Origin of the sequence: Magnetospirillum sp. ME-1 (assembly GCF_002105535.1) — a bacterium.
Lineage (GTDB): Bacteria > Pseudomonadota > Alphaproteobacteria > Rhodospirillales > Magnetospirillaceae > Phaeospirillum.
On the sequence record NZ_CP015848.1, the window covers coordinates 4,072,293 to 4,092,500 of the forward strand.

The following is a 20,208-nucleotide window of genomic DNA, read 5'->3' on the forward strand; positions in this document are numbered from 1 at the left end:
CGACTAAAGGTAAGGGATCTTTGCAAATGACAGCTCTCGGCAAGACGACCCGCCCCAGCCTGCCCCGCCCGCCGGGGGCGCCGGTCTACCTGGACTATCAGGCGACCACGCCCTGCGATCCCCGCGTGGTCGAGGCCATGCTGCCCTGGTTCACCGAGAAGTTCGGCAATCCCCACTCGCGCAACCACCGCTACGGCTGGGAAGCCGAGGAGGCGGTGGAAAAGGCCCGCGAGCAGATCGCCGACATCATCGGTGCCGATGCCAAGGAGGTGATCTTCACCTCGGGCGCCACCGAGTCCAACAATCTGGCCATCAAGGGTGTCGCCCACTTCTACAAGGACAAGAAGAACCACATCGTCACCGTGGTGACCGAACACAAATGCGTGCTCGACACTTGTCGCCACCTGGAACAGGAAGGCTTCTCGGTGACCTATCTGCCGGTGAAGACCGACGGTCTGGTGGATCTGGCCGAGCTGGAGGCCGCCATCACCGACAAGACCGCCATCGTCTCGGTCATGGCCGTCAACAACGAGATCGGCGTGATCCAGCCCCTGGCCGAGATCGGCGCCCTGTGCCGCAAGAAGGGTGCCTTCTTTCATACCGACTGTGCCCAGGCGGTAGGCAAGATCCCCCTGGACGTCAACGCCATGAACATCGACCTGATGAGCATCTCGGGTCACAAGATCTACGGGCCCAAGGGCATCGGCGCCCTGTACGTGCGCCGCCGTCCCCGCGTCCGTCTGGTGCCGCTGATCACCGGCGGCGGCCAGGAGCGCGGCATGCGCTCGGGCACCTTAGCCACACCCTTGTGCGTCGGCCTGGGCGAGGCCTGCGCCATCGCCAAGGCGGAAATGGGGGCCGAGGCCGAGCGGCTGATGGGCTTGCGCAACCGTCTGCTGGGCGGGCTGAAGCAGCGGTTGCCGGAAATCTACGTCAACGGCGACCTGGATCACCGCATTCCCGGCAACCTGAACATCTCGTTCGCCTTCGTCGAGGGCGAGGGGCTGATGATGGGCGTCAAGGATCTGGCGGTGTCGTCGGGGTCCGCCTGTACCTCGGCCTCGCTGGAGCCGTCCTACGTGCTGCGCGCGCTCGGCGTCGACGTGGAGATGGCCCACACGTCCTTGCGCTTCGGCCTGGGCCGCTTCACCACCGACGAGGATATCGAGTTCGCCATCGACCACATCGTCGAGGCGGTCGAGCATCTGCGCGCCATGAGTCCGCTGTGGGACATGCATCTGGAAGGCGTCGACCTCAAGTCCATCGAGTGGGCCGAGCATTGAGTTAAATTTTTGCGCAATTCGGTACCGAATTGCCTTAGAATGATTCCGGGCTGAGGCCCGATGGTAAAGTTGGAGAACGGTTATGGCTTACAGCGACAAGGTTATCGACCACTACGAGCACCCCCGCAACGTGGGTGCCCTCGACAAGGACGATTCCGCGGTGGGCACCGGCCTGGTGGGCGCGCCGGCCTGCGGCGACGTGATGAAGCTGCAGATCAAGGTCAGCGCCGAGGGCATCATCGAGGACGCCAAGTTCAAGACCTTCGGTTGCGGCTCGGCGATTGCCTCCAGTTCCCTGGTGACCGAGTGGGTCAAGGGCAAGACCCTGGACGAGGCGGCAAGCATCAAGAACACCGACATCGCCCAGGAACTGGCCCTGCCGCCGGTCAAGATCCATTGTTCCGTGCTGGCCGAGGATGCTATCAAGGCCGCCATCGCCGACTACAAGAAGAAGTCGGGCTGAGCGGCGGAACGCGGGTATACGAGAAGAAGGGGAAGATCATGCCTCCTGCTCCCATGACCATCACCGACGCCGCCGCCGAGCGGGTCAAGGTCCTGCTGGCCAAGCGCGGCAAGCCCAGCGTGGGCATCCGCATCGGCGTGCGTTCCAAGGGCTGCTCGGGCATGTCCTACACCCTGGAATACGCCGACGAGAAGTCGCAGTTCGACGAAATCCTCGAGGACAAGGGCGTCACCGTGCTGATCGATCCCAAGGCGACCATGTTCATCCTGGGCACCGAGATGGACTTCGTCGAGGACAAGATGCAGTCGGGCTTCGTCTTCAAGAATCCCAACGAGAAGGGGCGCTGCGGCTGCGGCGAGTCCTTCCACGTCTGAGTAGTTTGCTCGTCACCCCCGCGCAGGCGGGGGTCCATGCTGGGGACAAGTTGGATGTTCGATAGCCTGTGCCGTGCCGGTGGGACCATGGATTCCCGCTTTCGCGGGAATGACGGTCTGGTGGTGAGGAGAGGACGATGAACGCCCCCGCCGCCGCCCAGATCGTTTCCTGTTGGTCCTGCAAGGGGCCGGTGGCGACGCGCGCCCTGTTCTGCTCGGTGTGCGGCGCCGTCCAGGGGCCGGGCACCATCGACCACTTCGCCCGCCTGGGCATTCCGCCGTCCTTCGACTTGGATCTGGACGCCCTGCAGCGCCAGTATTTCGGCTTTCAGAAGCGCCTGCATCCCGACCGCTTCGCCGCCAAGTCGTCCAAGGAGAAGGCGCTGTCCCAATCCCAGGCCACCGCGCTGAACGAGGCCTACGAGACCCTGAAGGACCCGTTGAAGCGGGCCGCCTATCTGCTCAACCATCTGGGTCATCCGGTGGATCTCACCGCCTGCGGCACCATCAACGACCGCGAGTTGCTGATGGAGCAGATGGAAAAGCGCGAAGCCCTGGCCGAGGCCACCACCCCCGACCAGATCGCCAAGCTGGCCATGCAGGCGGAATCCGAGGTGATCGCCTGCCAGTGCCACATCTCGGCCGCCATCAACGCCGACAATCTGGAAGAGGCGGGGCATCTGACCATCCGCCTGAAATACCTCGCCAAGCTGGCCGAAGAGGCCCGTGCCAAGAAAACCCGTGCCCTGAGGCTTCCCTAAATGCTGTTGCAGCTTCACGAACCCGGCGAGAGCCCGGCCCCCCACGAATCCGAGCGCGGCCTGGCGGTCGGCATCGACCTGGGCACCACCAATTCGGTGGTGGCGCTGGCCCGCGACGGCGAGACCGAGGTTCTGCGCGATGCCGAGGGCAAGGGCCTGATCCCGTCGGTGGTCTATTACGCCGATGACGGCGAGGTCGTGGTCGGCAATGACGCCCGGCGCATGATCCTGGAAGCTCCCGATCATGTGGTCAGCTCGGTCAAGCGCCTGATGGGCCGCGGCACCGAGGATCTGAAGACCCTGGCCGGCACGCTGCCCTATACCCTGGACGTGGCCGCCGAGGGCGGCATGGTGCGCCTCAAGGTGGCGGGGCGCACGCTGACCCCCGTCGAGGTTTCCGCCGACATCCTGCGCGCCGTCAAGGCCCGCGCCGAGGAGGCCCAGGGCAAGAGCGTGGACCGTGCCGTGGTCACCGTTCCCGCCTATTTCGACGACGCGGCCCGTACGGCGACCAAGGACGCCGCCCGTCTGGCCGGGCTCGAGGTTCTGCGACTGGTCAACGAGCCCACGGCGGCCGCCCTGGCCTATGGCCTGGACAATGCCGCCGAGGGGCTCTACGCCGTCTATGATCTCGGCGGCGGCACCTTCGATATCTCCATCCTGCGCATGGAAAAGGGCGTGTTCCAGGTCAAGTCCACCGGCGGCGACGCCGCGCTGGGCGGCGACGACATCGATCACGCCATCGCCGAGCGCTTTCTGGCCGAGCGCGCCAAGGAGCATGGGGTAGAGACCATCACGGCGGGCGAGGCCAAGCAGGCCCTGGCCGCCGCCCGCGTCGCCAAGGAATGCCTGTCGGGCCGCGCCAATGGCGACTGGATGATCGAGGTGGACGGCAAGCCCTCCAAGCACGTCATGACCCGCGATGAGTTGGAGGCCCTGGCCGCCCCCTGGGTGGACAAGACCATGGCCATCTGCCGGGGCGTCATCGCCGACGCCGGCATCGAGGTCGCGGACGTCCAGGGCGTGGTGCTGGTGGGCGGCTCGACCCGCATGCCGCTGGTGCGCCGCAAGGTGAAGGAACTGTTCGGCCGCGAGCCACTGGCCGACATCAACCCGGACGAGGTGGTGGCCGTGGGCGCCGCGCTGCAGGCCGAGGCCCTGACCATCGGCTCGGATACCCTGCTGCTGGACGTCACGCCGCTTTCGCTCGGCATCGAGACCATGGGCGGCATCGTGGAAAAGGTCATTCCGCGCAACACCCCCATCCCCGTGGCCATGGCCCAGGAATTCACCACCTATCAGGACGGCCAGACCGCCATGGCCATCCATGTGCTCCAGGGCGAGCGCGAGATGGTGGACCAGAACCGTTCGCTGGCCCGCTTCGTGCTGCGCGGCATTCCCAACATGGCCGCCGGCGCGGCGCGCATCCGCGTCACCTTCACGGTGGACGCCGACGGCCTGCTGACCGTCACTGCCTCCGAGGCCACCACCGGAATCGAGCAGCAGGTGGCGGTCAAGCCGTCCTATGGCCTGACCGAGGACGAAATGGCCAACATGCTGCGCGATTCCCTGGTCAACGCCAAGGACGACATGGCGTCGCGCCTGTTCGCCGAGACGGCGGTCGAGGCCCGGCGCTCGGTGCTGGCGGTGCAGGCGGCGCTGAAAGTTGACGCCGACCTCTTGTCTGATGACGAGCGAAAGGGTATCGATGCCGCTATCGCCGCCGTCGATGCCGCCATCGCCGCCGGCGACCGCGATGCCGTGACGGCCGCGTCGGAAGGCCTGGAGGCCGCCACCAAGACCTTCGCCGAACGGCGGATGGACCGTGGCATCCGCGCCGCCCTGGCCGGCATGGCGGTGGAAAAGCTCGACGACGCCCTCAGCGGCGAATAGATAGGAAAGCCGGCTCATGCCCAAGATGACGTTCATCGCCCCCGACGGGACCCGCAACGAAGTCGACGCCGCCGAGGGGCTGTCGGTGCTGGAAGTGGCCCATCGCAACAAGATCGAGCTGGAAGGCGCCTGCGAGGGCTCGCTGGCCTGTTCCACCTGCCACGTGATCGTCGCCAAGGAATGGTACGACAAGCTGTCGCCCGCCACCGAGGACGAGGAGGACATGCTGGACCTGGCCTTCGGCCTCACCGCCACCTCGCGGCTGGGCTGCCAGATCATCATGAGCAAGGATTTGGACGGGTTGACCGTCACCCTGCCGGCCGCCACCCGCAACATGCAGGTGGACAAGAAGTGACGCCTTTGGCGTCATCCTGAGGCAAGGCCGAAGGATCTTTCACCCGCCGCCGGTGCCTGAAAGACCCTTCGCTTGTGCTCAGGGTGACAGACTGGGGAGAGTCCGATGAAGTGGACCGATACCCTCGACATCGCCATCGCCCTGGAAGAAGCGCACGCGGGCGCTGACAACGTCAATCTGCGCTTCACCGACCTGCACAAGTGGGTTTGTGAACTGCCGGGCTTCGCCGACGATCCCGCCAAGTCCAACGAGAAGATCCTCGAGGCCATCCAGATGGCCTGGATCGACGAGCGGGAATGAACCCCTTCGCCCTGCTGCCCCCCATCGATCTGGCCGCCTTCGCCGCCTTCCTGATGCTGTGGGTGGGCTATACCGTCATCGCCGACCGCCTGACCCTGGGTGGCCATTCGCTGCTGGCCGCCACGGCCAGGCACCGCCGCACCTGGATGCGGGCGCTGTGCGACCGCGAGGCCCGCGTCGCCGACAGTGCCCTGATGGGCAACCTGATGCGCAGCGTGTCGTTCTTCGCCTCGGCCTCCATCCTGATTCTGGGCGGTCTGGTGGCGCTGATCGGTTCGGGCGAGCGGGCCTATGGGGTGGTGCGCGACCTGCCCCTGGTGGCGCCCATGGCCCAGGGGGCCTTCGAGGCCAAGGTGATGCTGCTGGCCGGCGTGTTCGTCTACGCCTTCTTCCAGATCACCTGGTCGCTCCGGCAGTTCAATTACTGTTGCATCCTGCTGGGCGCGGCACCCGAGCCCTCGGCCACGCCCGAGGCCAAGGAGCTGTTCGCCGAGCATGCTGCCCGCCTCAACGCCCTGGCCGCCAACAGCTTCAACCGGGGTTTGCGGGCCTATTACTTCGCGCTGGCCATGATGATCTGGTTCTTTCATGCCGGAGCCTTCGTGGCGGCGACGGCCGTGGTGGTGGCGGTGCTCTATCGCCGCGAATTCAGGTCCAAGACGCTGAAGGCGCTCAACGCGGCGGTGCCGCCGGTCTAGGTCACTCCACCAACGCGATCTTGATGTTGGCGGCCTGCATCAGCTCCTTCCTGGGCTGGCGCAGCGGCTTGACCGCCACCAGATCGACCACCATCTCGCTGACCACGTTGCGAAGCGCGTCGATCTGCTCCAGGACCTGCTGCGGCATCATGCCGTTGAAGCGCCGGCGGGCGACCGAATAGGTGACCAGTTCCGGCTGCCAGTCGCCGCGATAGCCGTAATCGGCCCGCCAGTACCAGGGCTGGGAGAAATAGCCGAAGCTGCGGGCGAAATAGGGCTTCACATGGGTGGGATCGGTCCAGGCGTCGTCATGGGCGCCGTGGGGGACCCTGATCTGCATCTTGGCGCCGGGCTTGGCGATGCGCCACAACTCCTGCATCAGCGGCAGGGGCTCGGCGATGTGTTCCAGCAGGTGGGACAGCAGCAATTCGTCGAAGGTGTCGTCCTCGAAGGGGAGCGGCGTGGTGGCGCACCGGCCCAGGTCGGCGACCACATCGACGCCCGGCAGGGGCATGACGTCAAGGTTGGTCCAGCCCTCGCGCACGTCGCGGCCGCAGCCGAGGTTGAGCTTCCGGGGCGAAGCGGACTTCTTCTTGGGGGCCATGACGCATCCGAAAAAAGGGAAAGCCGAAGGAGCAGTTCTACAGCCAGCACGGCCCCGTTGCAACGCGCCCCGCCCATCCCCTAAAACAAGGGCATGAACACTCTGGACATCGACAAACCCCCTTCGGCCACCCGCGTGGTGGTGGCCATGTCGGGCGGCGTGGATTCGTCGGCCACGGCGGCACTTCTCAAGGAGCAGGGCTACGACGTGGTGGGCGTGACGCTGCAGCTTTACGATCTGGCCGCCAGCGGAATCGAACCGGGTGCCTGCCGCCCCAATACCTGCTGCGCCGGCAAGGACATCCATGACGCCCGCGCCGTGGCCGATGCGCTGGGCATTCCCCATTACGTGCTGGATTTCGAGGAGACGTTCCGCAAGGACGTGATCGAGCGCTTCGCCGAATCCTATCTGCAGGCCCGCACGCCGGTTCCTTGCGTCGAATGCAACCGCACGGTCAAGTTCCGCGACCTGCTGGCCGTGGCCAGGGATCTGGGTGGCGACGCCCTGGTCACCGGCCATTACGTGCGCCGCCGTCTCGGACCCCAGGGGCCGGAACTGTGGACCGGCAGCGATCCGGCCCGCGACCAGAGCTATTTCCTGTTCGCCACCACCCGCGCGCAGCTGGACTTCCTGCGCTTTCCCCTGGGCGGCATGGCGGGCAAGGCCGAGACGCGGGCCATCGCGGCGCGCCACAACCTGCCGGTGGCCGCCAAACGCGACAGCCAGGACATCTGCTTCGTGCCCGACGGCGACTACGCCGCCCTGGTCACCCGCCTGCACCCGGACGCGGCAAGGCCGGGCGAGATCGTCGATACCTCGGGCAAGGTGCTGGGCCGCCATCCCGGCCTGATCCACTACACCATCGGCCAGCGCAGGGGGCTGGGGCTGGGCGGCGGCCCGCCGCTCTATGTGGTGGCGCTGGAGCCCGAAACCGCCCGTGTGGTGGTGGGCGGCCGTTCCGACCTGAACTGCCTGACCGTCCCGGTGGAGGGCGTCAACTGGCTGGGCGGCGACGAGACGGAATTGCGCGTCGCGGTCAAGGTCCGCTCCACCCGCCCGCCCGCCCCGGCCGTGCTGCGCCGCCTGGACGGGGATCGCGCCGAAGTGATTCTGGACGGGCCGGAACAGGGCGTCGCCCCCGGCCAGGCCTGCGTTTTCTACCAGGGCGAACGGGTCCTGGGCGGCGGTTGGATTTGCCGTGCGCGAGAGTCTTGACAGGGCCCTCCGAGGCTATTATACGAACCGCTCTCGACGCGATGGCGGGGTAGCTCAGCTGGTTAGAGCACGGGAATCATAATCCTGGGGTCGGGGGTTCAAGTCCCTCTCCCGCTACCATCGAGACAGTCAGAGAAACGCCCGGCAGGTCACCGACTTGCCGGGCGTTCTGTTTTTGCCGGGGTAGGTAAGCCCGGTTCGCTGCATCCCGTGAGGCCCCCGCATGTTCGTCGGAATGGATTTCGGCACCACCAACAGCGCCGTCGCCCTGGCCGGTGCCGGCCGGGATGTGGAGGTTCTCGACTTCGTCACTGCGGCGGGGCCGAGTTCGACCTTGCGCTCGGTTCTGGCCTTCGAGAACGCCCGGCGCGACGCCCAGCGCCGTATCGTGCCCCTGGTCGGGCACGACGCCATCGAGGCCTATGTGCATGGCGACGGGGATTGCCGCTTCCTGCAATCCTTCAAGTCCTACCTGACCAGCCGGTCGTTCACCAGCACGGCCATCTATGGGAAAGCCTACGCCCTGGAAGACCTGGTGGCGCTGATCGTCGCCCGATTGCGGCAAGCCGCCGTGGCCAGGGGAGGGCAGGTCGAGCGGGTGGTGGCCGGCCGTCCGGTGCGCTTCGTCGCCGAGGGCGGCGAGCAGGAGGATGCCTACGCCACCGGCCGGCTGGTCGATGCCTTCGCGCGGGCCGGTATCGGCGAGGTGGCCTTCGAGTACGAGCCCATCGCCGCCGCCTATTACTACGAAAGCACGCTCCGCCGCGATCAGACCGTGCTGGTGGCCGATTTCGGCGGCGGCACCAGCGATTTCTGCCTGATCCGCCTGGGGCCGGGGCGTGCCGGTCTGGCTCGGCCCGAGGACGCCATCATCGGCACCGCCGGACTTGGCCTTGCCGGCGACGCCTTCGACCGCCGCATCGTCGAGCACGGAATTTCCGACCAGTTCGGCAAGCGCACCACCTATGCCAGCGACGGCAAGATCCTGCCCATGCCGGCCTGGGTCTACGCCAAGCTGGAGCGCTGGCACCATGTCGCCTTTCTCAACACGCCCTCGACCCTGCGCATGTTGCGCGATCTCAAGCGCCACGTGGAGCATCCCGATCAGCTGGAGATGCTGCTGGACCTGATCGAGCACAATCTCGGCTATCACCTCTACCGTTCGGTGGAGCAGGCCAAGCGCGAGCTGTCCCTGGCCGACGAGACGGTGCTGCGCTTCGACCACGATCCGGTGGTGGTCGAGCGCCGCATCACCCGAGCCGAGTTCGAGGGCTGGATCGGCAAGGAGCTGGCCGCCATCGAGGCCTGCGTCGATGGTCTGCTCGACGCTACCGGCACCGGACCGGCCCAGGTGGACCGGGTGTTCCTGACCGGCGGCTCGTCCCTGGTGCCGGCGGTGCGCGCCATCTTCGCCCGCCATTTCGGCGAGGACCGCCTGAGCGCCGGCGGCGAATTCATCTCGGTCGCCACCGGCCTGGCCCAGCGCGCCCGCGAGCTGTTCGGCTGACCGGAAGGCCCCCGAAACCCGCCGCCACGGCGTCGGAGGTCCTTGCATCGGGGGGTGTCATGGAAGTATCATTTTGCTGAATGGCGAAATGATGGCAGTGTCCGCCCATGATCGAAACCTTTGAAACCGTGGCCAAGGCCGTCGCCGACCCAAGCCGGGTGCGCATCCTCAAGCTGCTGGAAGGCGGCGAGTTGTGCGTGTGCCAGATCACCACTGTGCTGGGCCTGGCGACCGCCACCATCTCCAAGCATCTGGCGGCCTTGAAGGTCGCCGGTCTGCTGCAGCAGCGCCGCGACGGCAAGTGGGTCTATTACCGGCTGGCGGAGCGGGGCCTCAACCCCTATGCCCCGCAGTTTCTCGGCATGATCCGGTCGTCGCTGGCCGACGACCCCACCATCGCGGGGGACCGCAGGCTGCTTGCCCTGGTCGATCAGGTTCCGGTCCAGGTGCTGTGCGATCAGGGCCGTTCGGCCCTGCCTGCCGTTTCTTCCTGCTGCGAGGCTTCCCGATGATCAACGTACTTGTTCTGTGCACCGGCAATTCCGCCCGTTCCGTTCTGGGCGAAGCCCTGATCAACCATCTTGGCGCGGGCAAGTGGAGGGCGTTCAGCGCCGGCAGCAATCCGACCGGCAAGGTCAATCCCCTGTCGCTGGAGGTGCTGGCCGAGAAGGGGCTGCCGGCCGAGGGCTACCGGTCCAAGTCGTGGGACGAATTCGCCCTGCCCGATGCGCCGAAGATGGATCTGGTCATCACCGTCTGCGACAACGCCGCCGGCGAGGTCTGCCCCGTCTGGCCGGGCCATCCCGCCAAGCTCCACATGGGCTTTCCCGACCCGGCGGCGGCCGAGGGCACCCACGAGGAGCGGCTGGCCGAGTTCCGCCGGGTCTATGCCATGATCGAGGCCAAGGTGAAGCGCCTGATCGAACTCGGTCCGCAAAGGGCCGGGGAGGTCTGAGATGAACCTGTTCGAACGCTATCTGACCCTGTGGGTCGCGCTGTGCATCCTGGCCGGCGTGGCGCTGGGCCACTGGCTGCCGGGGCCGTTCCAGGCCATCGGGCGGCTGGAGGTGGCCCAGGTCAACCTGCCGGTGGCGGTGCTGATCTGGGCCATGATCATCCCCATGCTGCTGAAGATCGATTTCGGGGCCTTGCATCAGGTCCGGGAGCACTGGCGGGGCATCGGCGTGACGCTGTTCATCAACTGGGCGGTCAAGCCGTTCTCCATGGCGCTCCTTGGCTGGATATTCGTCAGCCATCTGTTCAAGCCCTGGCTGCCCGCCGACCAGATCGAATCCTACATCGCCGGTCTGATCCTGCTGGCCGCCGCGCCCTGCACCGCCATGGTGTTCGTGTGGTCCAACCTGACCAACGGCGAACCGCATTTCACGCTGTCCCAGGTGGCGGTCAACGATCTGATCATGGTGGTGGCCTTCGCCCCCATCGTCGGATTGCTGCTGGGCCTGTCGGCCATCACCGTGCCGTGGGACACCCTGTTCCTGTCGGTGGTGCTCTACATCGTGGTGCCGGTGATCGTGGCGCAACTCTGGCGCAAGGCGTTGCTGCGGAGCGGCCGGCTGGCCGCCACCCTGGCCAGGCTGGGGCCGGTGTCCCTGGTGTCGCTGCTTGCCACCCTGGTGCTGCTGTTCGGCTTCCAGGGCGAGCAGATCATCAGGCAGCCCCTGGTGATCGTCCTGCTGGCGGTGCCCATCACCATCCAGGTCTATTTCAATTCCGGGCTGGCCTATCTTCTCAACAAGAAACTGGGCGTGGCCCATTGCGTCGCCGGTCCCTCGGCCCTGATCGGGGCAAGCAACTTCTTCGAACTGGCGGTGGCCGCCGCCATCTCGCTGTTCGGCTTCCAGTCGGGGGCGGCGCTGGCCACCGTGGTGGGCGTGCTGATCGAGGTGCCGGTGATGCTGTCGGTGGTGAAAATCGTCAATTCCAGCAAGGGCTGGTACGAGAGGAGCTCATCATGAAAAAGCTCGAAGTCTACGATCCCGCCATGTGCTGCTCGACCGGCGTGTGCGGACCCGAGGTCGACCCCGTCCTGGTCGCCTTCGCCGCCGACCTGGCCTGGGTGGCCACCCAGGGCGTCGAGGTGCGGCGCTACAATCTGGGCACCGAGCCCCAGGCCTTCGCCGCCAACCCCGCCGTGGTCAAGGAAATGGAGGCTGGCATGGATCGCCTGCCGATCATCGCGGTGGACGGCCACATCATCTCCACCGGGGTGCATCTGTCCCGCGACCAGCTGGCGGCCAAGCTGAATCTCACGGCCAAGCCGCGCGTGACCGTCAAGGCCGACGGCAGCATGTCCTGCTGCTCGCCCAAGAGCGGGTGCTGCTGAGGTGGACTACACCCGCACCCTGTTCTTCACCGGCAAGGGCGGCGTGGGCAAGACCTCGCTGTCCTGCGCCACCGGCCTTGCCCTGGCTGAAGGCGGGAACAGGGTGCTGATCGTCAGCACCGACCCGGCCTCCAACCTGGACGAAGTGCTGGGCACGCCCCTGGGGCAAAGCCCCACAGGCATCGCCGGCGCCCCCGGGCTGTTCGCCATGAACATCGACCCCGAGGCCGCCGCCCATGCCTATCGCGAGCGCATGGTCGGCCCCTATCGCGGCATCCTGCCGCCCGCCGCCATCGCCAGCATGGAGGAGCAGTTCTCCGGCGCCTGCACCGTGGAAATCGCCGCCTTCGACGAGTTCGCCAAGCTGCTGGGCGACCCGCAAGCCACCGCCGGCTTCGACCACGTCATCTTCGACACCGCGCCCACCGGCCATACCCTGCGGCTGCTGACCCTGCCCTCGGCCTGGACCGATTTCATCGCGTCGTCCACCGGCGGCGCGTCCTGCCTGGGGCCGCTGGCCGGGCTGGAGAAGCAGAAGGCCCTGTACGCCGCCACGGTGGCGCAACTGGCCGACGGCACCGCCACCTCCATCGTCCTGGTGGCGCGGCCCGAGACCGCCGCCCTGCGCGAGGCCGAGCGCACAAGGCGTGAACTGGCCGAGCTGGGCATCGGCAATCTGCGCCTGGCGGTCAACGGCGTGTTCTCGACCGGCGAGAGCGATGATCCCGTGGCGCGGGCCATGGAGCGGCGCGGCGCCGACGCCATGGCTGCCATGCCGGCGGGGCTGGCCGCTCTGTCGCGTCAGAGCATTCCCTTCCTGGCCTGCGGCACCGTGGGGCTGGCCGCCCTGCGGCTGATGCTGGGCCGGGCGGAGGAGCGGGCCGACGAGTCGGCATTTTCCGCCGGAAAGCTGCCGCCCGGCCTGGGGCCGCTGGTGGACGGGCTGGAGGCCATGGGGCACGGCGTGGTGATGACCATGGGCAAGGGCGGGGTGGGCAAGACCACCATGGCCGCCGCCCTGGCGGTGGTGCTGGCGGCGCGCGGCCATGCGGTGACGCTGTCCACCACCGATCCCGCCGCCCATGTGGCCATGGCGGTCGAAGGCCGAATCGAAGGCCTGCGGGTGGAGCGTATCGACCCCGCCGCCGAGGTGGAGCGCTACCGCGACGAGGTGCTGGCCAAGGCCGGCGCTGGCCTGGATTCCGCAGGCCGCGCCATGCTGGAAGAGGACCTGCGCTCACCCTGCACCGAGGAGATCGCGGTGTTCCGTGCCTTTGCCCGCACGGTGGAGGAGGGGGGCGAGCGCTTCGTCATCCTCGACACCGCGCCTACGGGGCACACCATCCTGCTGCTGGACGCCGCCGAGGCCTATCACCGCGAGGTGATGCGCACCCAGGCGGACATGCCCGAATCGGTGCGCCAGTTGCTGCCCCGGCTGCGTGATCCCGCCTTTACCCGCATCCTGATCGTCACCCTGGCCGAGGCTACCCCGGTTCACGAGGCCGAACGCCTGTGCGAGGACCTGGCCCGCGCCGGCATCGCGCCCTATGCCTGGGTGATCAACCAGAGCCTGCTGGCCAGCGGCACGACCCATCCCGTGCTGGCCCGGCGGGGGCGCTACGAGGAGCCGTTCATCCGCAAGGTGGCGGACAAGCCGGACTCCCGCGTCGCCCTGGTCCCCTGGCAGGCGGCCAATCCGGTGGGGAGGGAAGGGTTGTCCCGCCTGCTCGGCGGATAATGTGCTTCAGGCGGTGCGCCGGCCCACCATCCTGGCCAGGCTGGTGATGCCCAGCAGGGTGACGCCATAGGCGGCCAGCTGGCCGGCGCCGGGCCGGTCCATGTAGCCTACCAGGGTGTGGAGCAGACGGCCGCCGATGCTGTTTTCCGGCAGCAGCCACGAGGTGTCCCACAAGGGCTGGGTGGGAATCTCGATCAGTCCGGCGGCGGACAGATAGGTCACCGCCTGGGCCGCCATGCCGGCGGCCAGCAGGGTCACCAGCCAGGTGGTGACGGTGAACAGGTGGCGGGACGGAATGGCCAGCAGGCCGCGGTAAAGCAGGATGCCGACGGTGATGCCGGCGCCCAGGCCCACGGCGCAGCCGGCCATGGTGGCCAGCTTGCCGCTTTCGCCCGAGGCCGAGACACCGAACACGAACAGCACCGTCTCGGCACCCTCGCGCAGCACGGCGACGCCCACCACCACGGCCAGGACGGACAAGGGGCGGCTTCCCATGCTGACCGCGTGGCCGACCCGCTTCATCTCGGCGGCCATTTCGCGGCCATGGCTGCTCATCCATACGGTGTGCCAGCCCAGCATGACCACCGCGAGCCCCAGGATCGAGGCGTTGAACACCTCCTGGCCCATGCCCGACAGGGCGTCGGACAGCGCCTCGGCCGAGCCGGCGATGACGGCCGAGCCGATCAGTCCGCCCAACACCCCGGCGGCGACCCAGCGGCGGCTGCCCTCCAGTCCCTTGGTGGCGGCCAGCACGATGCCGACGATGAGGGCGGCTTCGAGAACTTCGCGGAAGACGATCACGGCTGACGCCAGCATGGGGGCCTCTTTGACTCTTGAAGGGGCAAGCTTTGTGGGGTCTTGGTCGCATCCTTAGCATCAGCTGATGCGATTGCGAGCGAATTGCAGCATTCCCATACTTGAGATAGGTCATTGCCGGACTAATGTAAAGCATTGAAGAATGGCGGATACCCGGGGGTGGTTAGGCGGTTCCGGCATGCTATATATGCAATATGGATCTGCTGGGCGGGCGGGAACCCCTCGGGCGGAATCCGGCAAGGAGTACGAGGGGGCGATGCCTTTGCTGCGTAAGATCGAGGTGACCACCGGTGTCTGGTGGATCGAGGCGCCCCAGGCGGGGGTGTCGGTGTTGTGCGGCTGTCCGGCCGACGCCGTGAAGCACCTGATGAAGCGCGGGCTGATCGTGTCGACCGAGCAGAACGGCGTGCCGTTCGAGACCGGACCCAACGCCATCCTGCTCTCCGACGCCATGGTCCAGAACGGCAGTTTCTCCAATCTGGCTGAATTTCCCGTCCTGCAGATGCTGTACCGCCAGGGCATGATCCTGCCCGACCATCCCGGCAATACCGGGGTCAAGCCCATGCTGATCGGTAGCGCCGACCAGGTGCGCGCCCAGATGCAGTACATCTATCGCGGCAATTACGGGCTGGTGAACGAGGAAGAGATCATCGAGGCCGGTGAGACCCCGGAACGGGCCCGTGAACTGATGCGCATGAAGCTGCGCTTCGCCTTCGGCTCCATCCGCCACCCCGGCGACCTGCTCGACACCCTGGTGGTGGACAACGATCCCGTAGAGATCAGAAACGGCGTCTTCGTGCGGCGCATGCTGTTCAACGTCTTCGAGTTTTCCTATCAGGGCCAGACGGCGGTGGTGGATCTGAACCTGCCGCCGTTCGAAACCTACGAATCGCCCTATCCCCTGGGCTTCTACCGTTTGCGGCGCGAGTATTTCGCGGTGATCCATTCGGGCGAGGGCGACGGCTGGGACATCAACCGGCCCTCCATGTCCTCCATCATCATGTTCCAGGGCAAGGTCTTCCTGGTGGATGCCGGACCCAACATCCTCTACTCGCTCAACGCGCTGGGCATCGGCGTCAACGAGATCGAGGGCATCTTTCATACCCATTCCCACGACGACCATTTCGCCGGGCTGACCACGCTGATCCGCTCGGACCACAAGCTGAAATACTATTCGACGCCGCTGGTCCGCGCCTCGGTGGCCAAGAAGGTCGCGGCGCTGCTGTCCATCGAGGAAGGCGCGTTCTCGGATTATTTCGACGTCTGCCCGCTGGTCGAAGGCGAATGGAACGGCATCGACGGGCTGGAGGTGATGCCGGTCTTCTCGCCCCATCCGGTGGAGACCACCATCTTCCACTTCCGCGCCATGTGGGAGGGGGGCTACCGCACCTATTCCCATTTCGCCGATATCTGCCGCCTGTCGGTGCTGCAGAGCTTCGTCACCGACGACGGCGATGCGCCCGGCATCAGCCAGGCCCTCTACGACACGGTGGCCGCCGATTACCTGACCCCGGCCCACGTCAAGAAGATCGACGTGGGCGGCGGCATGATCCATGGCGACGCCTACGATTTCCGCGACGACCAGTCGGACAAGATCATTCTGGCCCACACTTCGCAGCGCAACACCCGCGCCCAGAAGGCCATCGGCTCGTCGGCCTCGTTCGGAACGGTGGACGTGCTGATCCCGTCCAACCACGATTTCATCTGGCCCTATGCCTTCGAGGCGCTGGATGCTTATTTTCCCGGCATTCCCCGCCACCAGATCCGGGTGCTGCTCAACAATCCGGTGGTGACGTTCAATCCCGGCACCATCCTGGTCAAGGAGCGCATGCTCAACGACCACATCTACCTGCTGCTGTCAGGCAGCGTCGAGATGATCCCCATCGAGATCGAGATGCGATCCGTGCTGTCGGCCGGCGCGCTGATCGGCGAGTTGTCGGGACTGTTCGGCACCCAGGCGTCCGAGACCTATCGCGCCGCCAGCTTCGTTCAGGCCCTGGCCATCCCGTGTTCGCTCTATCTGGAATTCGTGCGCTACAACAACGTCTTCTCGGGTGTGTCGCGCCTGTTGGAGCATCGCGAGTTCCTGCTGCGCACCTCGCTGTTCGGCGAAGTGGTGTCGTCCAAGTCGCTCAACCGCATCGCCCAGGCCATGAACCGCCAGGCGGTGGAGACCGACACGGTGATCGAGCCCGGCCCCGGCCAGGTGGCCATGCTGAAATCGGGCAGCGCCGGCCGCTTCCTCGGCGAGCACATGTTCGAGACCTTGAAGCCCGGCGACTTCTTCGGCGAAGAGGTGGCCATCTTCAACACCCCCAGCCTGCTGCGCGTCCGCGCCCTGGAAGGCTGCGAGGTCTATCTGGTGCCGGCCGAAACCCTGCGCGACATCCCCTCGGTGCGCTGGAAGCTGTTCGAGGCCAGCACCAAGCGCACCCGCGCCATGGTCGAGGCCGGCGAGCACGCCCGCGTGCTGATCAAATGGCACGACGAGTACTCCGTCGGCGTGCAGCGCATCGATTCCCACCACAAGCGGCTGTTCGAGATCGGCAATTCCGTCCTCGACATGATGGAGCGCAAGAGCCCCGACGTGGACGTGGCCGAGACCATGGGGCTGCTCAGGGAATACGCCCGCTTCCATTTCAGCGAGGAAGAGGGGCTGCTGATCCGCTACAAATACCCCGATCTCAGCAGCCACAAGGCCCGCCACAAGCGCCTGCTCGAGCAGCTGACCGAGATGCAGGCGGCGGTGGCCGAGGGGCGCGGCTACAACGAGGCCGAGGTGCTGACCTTCCTGCAGGAATGGATCGTCGGCCACACCCTGGCCGAGGACCGCAAATCGGCCGGCTATCTCAATTCCAAGGGCGTTTATTGATCGTCCGCACGGCTGTCATCCCGAGCCGGAGGCGAGGGATCTCGGTTTGGAATGTTCTTTCCGGTTTGCCGCCGCCGGTCCAGGCGCAGATTCCTCGCCCATGGCTCGGAATGACAAATCCTGCATCCCCAAAAAGATAGAAGCCGGCGGGAGTTGGGGAGCCCGCCGGCTTCATCTTGGGAGGGCCAAACCGAATGAATGCTCCAACGAGGGCATGCCGGAGCGATTCGGCTCGACTTGATTCAGAGTACGGCCTCATCCTGACAGGAAGCTGTCGCTATTCGGCAAGTCACCGAGGTGACTTGCCTTGTCGCCCTCAATCGCCGGGCGCTTCGCTTGGCTTCCGCGGCATAAGCCGCGCGGCCCCTTGGGCCGGCCAAGGCCCAGCAGGGCCTTGGAACTACTCCGCCGCCTTGACCGATTTCGGATGGTGGGCCTTGTGCAGGTCCAGCCGGTCCCACACGGCGCAGAACGAATCCACCAGATGGGCCATCATGGCGTCATCGTGCAGCGGGGTGGGCGTGATGCGCAGCCGCTCGGTGCCCACCGGGACGGTGGGATAGTTGATGGGCTGGACATAGATGCCGTAATCGGTGAGCAGCAGGTCGCTGGCCTGCTTGCACAGCGCGGCGTTGCCCACCATCACCGGCACGATGTGGCTGACCGAGGGCAGCACCGGAATGCCGCGGGCCGACAGCAGGCGCTTGGCCGTGGCGGCGCGTTCCTGGTGCTGGTCCCTGATCTCGGGATGGGCGCGCAGGAAACGGATGGAGGCCAGGGCGGCCGCCGCGGTGGCCGGCGGCATGGAGGACGAGAAGATGAAGCCGGGGCCGAAGCTGCGCACGTAATCGACGCAGGAGGCGGAGGCGGCGATATAGCCGCCCACCACGCCGATGGCCTTGGCCAGCGTGCCCTGGATGATGGTGATGCGATCGCGCACCCCGTCGCGCTCGGCGACGCCCGAGCCTTGTGCCCCGTACATGCCCACGGCATGGACCTCGTCCAGGAAGGTCATGGCGTTGTGGGCCTCGGCCACGTCGCAGATCTCGGCGATGGGGGCGATGTCGCCGTCCATGGAATAGACGGATTCGAAGGCCACCAGCTTGGGCGTCTCCTTCGGATAGGCCGACAGCAGCTGCTCCAGGTGTTCCGGGTCGTTGTGGCGGAACACGTGCTTGGACGAGCGGCCGTGGCGGATGCCCTCGATCATGGAATTGTGGTTGAGCTCGTCGGAGAACACCACGAGGCCGGGAATGGTGGCGCCCAGGGTCGACAGCGTGGTCTGGTTGGCCACATAGCCCGAGGTGAACAGCAGCGACGCCTCCTTGGCGTTGAAGCCGGCCAGTTCCTCTTCCAGCAGCACGTGATAGTGATTGGTGCCCGAGATGTTGCGGGTGCCGCCGGCGCCGGCGCCGCAGCGCTCCAGCGCCTCATGGGCGGCGGCGATCACCTCGGGATGCTGGCCCATGCCGAGATAGTCGTTGGAGCACCACACCACCACTTCGCTGACCTCGCCATCGCGATAGTTCAGGGCAATGGGGAAGCGGCCCTTCTGGCGTTCCAGATCGGCGAACACCCGGTAGCGCCCCTCGCTCTTGAGGTCGGCGATCCGCTTGGTGAAGTAATGCTCGTAATCCATTCCTCTCCTCCCTCGGCCCGTCGCACCCCGATATTTTCCGGGGAAGCCGGCCGAATTCGCCGATCCTAGAGGATCGAAAAGCCGTGGCGCAAGTGTACAAGCTGTAATGCGCCAGAGCTTTCGACTGAAGTATCACATAGTTATCCGTGACCAAGCTCGCCATGAGCTTCGTCAAGCGCTTGCCCGAACCGCCGCAGCATCTCTCGGATTTCGCTTTCCGAGATGACCAGGGGCGGGGCGAAGGCCACCGCGTCGCCCATGGCGCGCAGGATGACGCCGTTGGTCTGGGCCTTGGCCACCACCCTGGCCCCCACCGTCAGCTCGGGCGGGAAGGGGGCGCGGGTCTCTTTGTCCGCCACCAGTTCCAGGGCGCCGATCAGGCCGATGCCGCGGGCTTCGCCCACCAGGGGATGGTCGCGGAAGTTCCGCAGTCCCGCCTGCAGCACCGGCCCCACCTTGGCCACATGGGCTAGGATGTCGCGTTCGGCATAGATGTTCAGCGTCTCCACCGCTACGGCGGCCGAGACCGGGTGACCGCCATAGGTGTAGCCGTGGCCGAACACCCCGATACGCCCCGATTCCTCGGCGATTGGGGCGTAGACCCGCTCGTTGACCATCAGGGCCGAGATGGGGGCGTAGCCTGACGACAGGCCCTTGGCCAGGGTCATCATGTCGGGGCGGATGCCGAAGGTCTCGGTGCCGAACATCCGTCCGGTGCGTCCGAAGCCGCAGATCACCTCGTCGACCACCAGCAGCACGTCGTACCTGTCCAGCACCGCCTGGATCTTGGGGAAGTAGCCGGCGGGCGGCACGATCACCCCTCCGGCGCCCATCACCGGCTCGGCGAAGAAGGCGGCGACGGTGTCGGGCCCCTCGGCCAGGATCTGCGCCTCGAGCTCCTCGGCCAGGCGGGTGGAGAACTCCTCCTCGCCCTCACCCTTGCGGCCGAAGCGGTAATGGTGGGGGCAGGCGGCCCGCAGCACGCCGGGAATGGGCAGATCGAACGAGCGCTGGTTGTTGACCAGCCCGGTCAGCGAGGCGGTGGCCACGGTGACGCCGTGATAGGCCTTCTCGCGGGCGATGATCTTCTTCTTATGGGGCAGGCCCAGCGCATTGGCGCGGTAATGGATCAGCTTGATGGCGGTGTCGTTGGCCTCGGACCCCGATCCGGCCAGGAAGACCTTGGACATGGGGACGGGGGCCATCTCCAGCAGGCGGGCGCACAGCTCGACGCCGGCATCATGGGCCTTGTGGCTGAACAGGTGATAGAAGGGAAGGCGCCGCATCTGGGCGGCGGCGGCTTCCACCAGGCGCTCCTCGCCCCAGCCCAGCGACGTGCACCACAG

The 20,208-nt window shown here is 66.5% G+C and carries 20 protein-coding genes and 1 tRNA gene (1 of these 21 cut by a window edge); 17 read left to right on the forward strand and 4 right to left on the reverse strand.

Annotation, left to right across the window (positions count from 1 at the left end; translation table 11 throughout):
* The first annotated feature begins 26 nt into the window (after positions 1-26).
* The 8 genes from WV31_RS19040 (at position 27) to WV31_RS19075 (ending at position 6,127) form a co-directional block, all read left to right on the forward strand.
* A complete protein-coding gene (locus tag WV31_RS19040; protein WP_085375025.1) occupies positions 27-1,283 on the forward strand; it encodes an IscS subfamily cysteine desulfurase in 1,257 nt (418 codons plus the stop codon).
* Positions 1,284-1,365: 82 nt separating this feature from the next.
* A complete protein-coding gene (gene iscU / locus WV31_RS19045; RefSeq protein ID WP_009867410.1) occupies positions 1,366-1,746 on the forward strand; it encodes a Fe-S cluster assembly scaffold IscU in 381 nt (126 codons plus the stop codon).
* Between the two features lie 38 nt (positions 1,747-1,784).
* Complete coding sequence (locus tag WV31_RS19050) at positions 1,785-2,120, forward strand: HesB/IscA family protein (protein WP_085375026.1); 336 nt, start codon at positions 1,785-1,787, stop codon at positions 2,118-2,120.
* Positions 2,121-2,257: 137 nt separating this feature from the next.
* Positions 2,258-2,881: a Fe-S protein assembly co-chaperone HscB gene (gene hscB, locus WV31_RS19055; RefSeq protein WP_085375027.1), complete on the forward strand. Its 624-nt coding sequence runs from the start codon at positions 2,258-2,260 to the stop codon at positions 2,879-2,881.
* Positions 2,882-4,774 (forward strand): Fe-S protein assembly chaperone HscA, encoded by a 1,893-nt coding sequence (gene hscA, locus WV31_RS19060; protein WP_085375028.1) that lies wholly within the window; start codon positions 2,882-2,884, stop codon positions 4,772-4,774.
* Positions 4,775-4,790: 16 nt separating this feature from the next.
* Positions 4,791-5,129, forward strand: a complete 339-nt coding sequence (locus WV31_RS19065; protein ID WP_068433268.1) for a ferredoxin family 2Fe-2S iron-sulfur cluster binding protein — start codon at positions 4,791-4,793, stop codon at positions 5,127-5,129.
* Positions 5,130-5,234: 105 nt separating this feature from the next.
* Positions 5,235-5,429 (forward strand): Fe-S cluster assembly protein IscX, encoded by a 195-nt coding sequence (gene iscX, locus WV31_RS19070; RefSeq protein ID WP_085375029.1) that lies wholly within the window; start codon positions 5,235-5,237, stop codon positions 5,427-5,429.
* The gene (locus WV31_RS19075) at positions 5,426-6,127 is read left to right on the forward strand and encodes a DUF599 domain-containing protein (RefSeq protein ID WP_085375030.1); all 702 of its coding nucleotides are present in this window, start codon (positions 5,426-5,428) and stop codon (positions 6,125-6,127) included. The genes iscX and WV31_RS19075 overlap by 4 nt, the downstream gene beginning before the upstream one ends.
* Before the next feature lies 1 nt (position 6,128).
* On the opposite strand, the gene WV31_RS19080 is transcribed toward WV31_RS19075, so the two are convergent.
* On the reverse strand, positions 6,129-6,731 hold the full coding sequence (locus WV31_RS19080) for a class I SAM-dependent methyltransferase (RefSeq protein WP_085375031.1): 603 nt from the start codon (positions 6,729-6,731) through the stop codon (positions 6,129-6,131).
* A gap of 93 nt (positions 6,732-6,824) precedes the next feature.
* On the opposite strand from WV31_RS19080, the gene mnmA reads away from it, so the two are divergent.
* From mnmA to arsA, 8 genes are all read left to right on the forward strand, one after another.
* Positions 6,825-7,946, forward strand: a complete 1,122-nt coding sequence (mnmA, locus tag WV31_RS19085; RefSeq protein ID WP_085375032.1) for a tRNA 2-thiouridine(34) synthase MnmA — start codon at positions 6,825-6,827, stop codon at positions 7,944-7,946.
* 43 nt (positions 7,947-7,989) lie between these two features.
* Positions 7,990-8,066 (forward strand) — tRNA-Met (locus WV31_RS19090).
* A gap of 103 nt (positions 8,067-8,169) precedes the next feature.
* The gene (locus tag WV31_RS19095) at positions 8,170-9,453 is read left to right on the forward strand and encodes an Hsp70 family protein (RefSeq protein WP_085375033.1); all 1,284 of its coding nucleotides are present in this window, start codon (positions 8,170-8,172) and stop codon (positions 9,451-9,453) included.
* Positions 9,454-9,560: 107 nt separating this feature from the next.
* On the forward strand, positions 9,561-9,965 hold the full coding sequence (locus WV31_RS19100; protein ID WP_085375034.1) for an ArsR/SmtB family transcription factor: 405 nt from the start codon (positions 9,561-9,563) through the stop codon (positions 9,963-9,965).
* Positions 9,962-10,408, forward strand: coding sequence for an arsenate reductase ArsC (locus WV31_RS19105; protein ID WP_085375035.1), 447 nt, complete (start codon positions 9,962-9,964; stop codon positions 10,406-10,408). Before WV31_RS19100 ends, WV31_RS19105 begins: the two co-directional genes overlap by 4 nt.
* A gap of 1 nt (position 10,409) precedes the next feature.
* Positions 10,410-11,429, forward strand: coding sequence for an ACR3 family arsenite efflux transporter (arsB, locus tag WV31_RS19110; protein WP_085375036.1), 1,020 nt, complete (start codon positions 10,410-10,412; stop codon positions 11,427-11,429).
* Complete coding sequence (gene arsD / locus WV31_RS19115; protein ID WP_085375037.1) at positions 11,426-11,797, forward strand: arsenite efflux transporter metallochaperone ArsD; 372 nt, start codon at positions 11,426-11,428, stop codon at positions 11,795-11,797. The genes arsB and arsD overlap by 4 nt, the downstream gene beginning before the upstream one ends.
* A gap of 1 nt (position 11,798) precedes the next feature.
* Positions 11,799-13,535 carry an arsenical pump-driving ATPase gene (gene arsA / locus WV31_RS19120; protein WP_085375038.1) on the forward strand — a complete coding sequence of 579 codons (1,737 nt, stop codon included), beginning with the start codon at positions 11,799-11,801 and terminating at the stop codon, positions 13,533-13,535.
* Positions 13,536-13,541: 6 nt separating this feature from the next.
* Here the strand turns inward: arsA and WV31_RS19125 are convergent, their stop codons facing one another.
* Positions 13,542-14,351, reverse strand: coding sequence for an FTR1 family iron permease (locus tag WV31_RS19125; protein WP_085375039.1), 810 nt, complete (start codon positions 14,349-14,351; stop codon positions 13,542-13,544).
* Between the two features lie 256 nt (positions 14,352-14,607).
* On the opposite strand from WV31_RS19125, the gene WV31_RS19130 reads away from it, so the two are divergent.
* Positions 14,608-17,223 carry a bacteriohemerythrin gene (locus WV31_RS19130; RefSeq protein WP_085375040.1) on the forward strand — a complete coding sequence of 872 codons (2,616 nt, stop codon included), beginning with the start codon at positions 14,608-14,610 and terminating at the stop codon, positions 17,221-17,223.
* 400 nt (positions 17,224-17,623) lie between these two features.
* Here the strand turns inward: WV31_RS19130 and hemA are convergent, their stop codons facing one another.
* Positions 17,624-18,862, reverse strand: coding sequence for a 5-aminolevulinate synthase (gene hemA / locus WV31_RS19135; protein WP_085375041.1), 1,239 nt, complete (start codon positions 18,860-18,862; stop codon positions 17,624-17,626).
* Between the two features lie 140 nt (positions 18,863-19,002).
* On the reverse strand, positions 19,003-20,208 hold the 3' portion of the coding sequence (locus tag WV31_RS19140; RefSeq protein WP_085375042.1) for an aspartate aminotransferase family protein. It continues 174 nt past the right edge of the window; only the last 1,206 of its 1,380 coding nucleotides appear in the window; its start codon lies beyond the right edge, outside the window — the gene reads right to left on this strand; its stop codon occupies positions 19,003-19,005.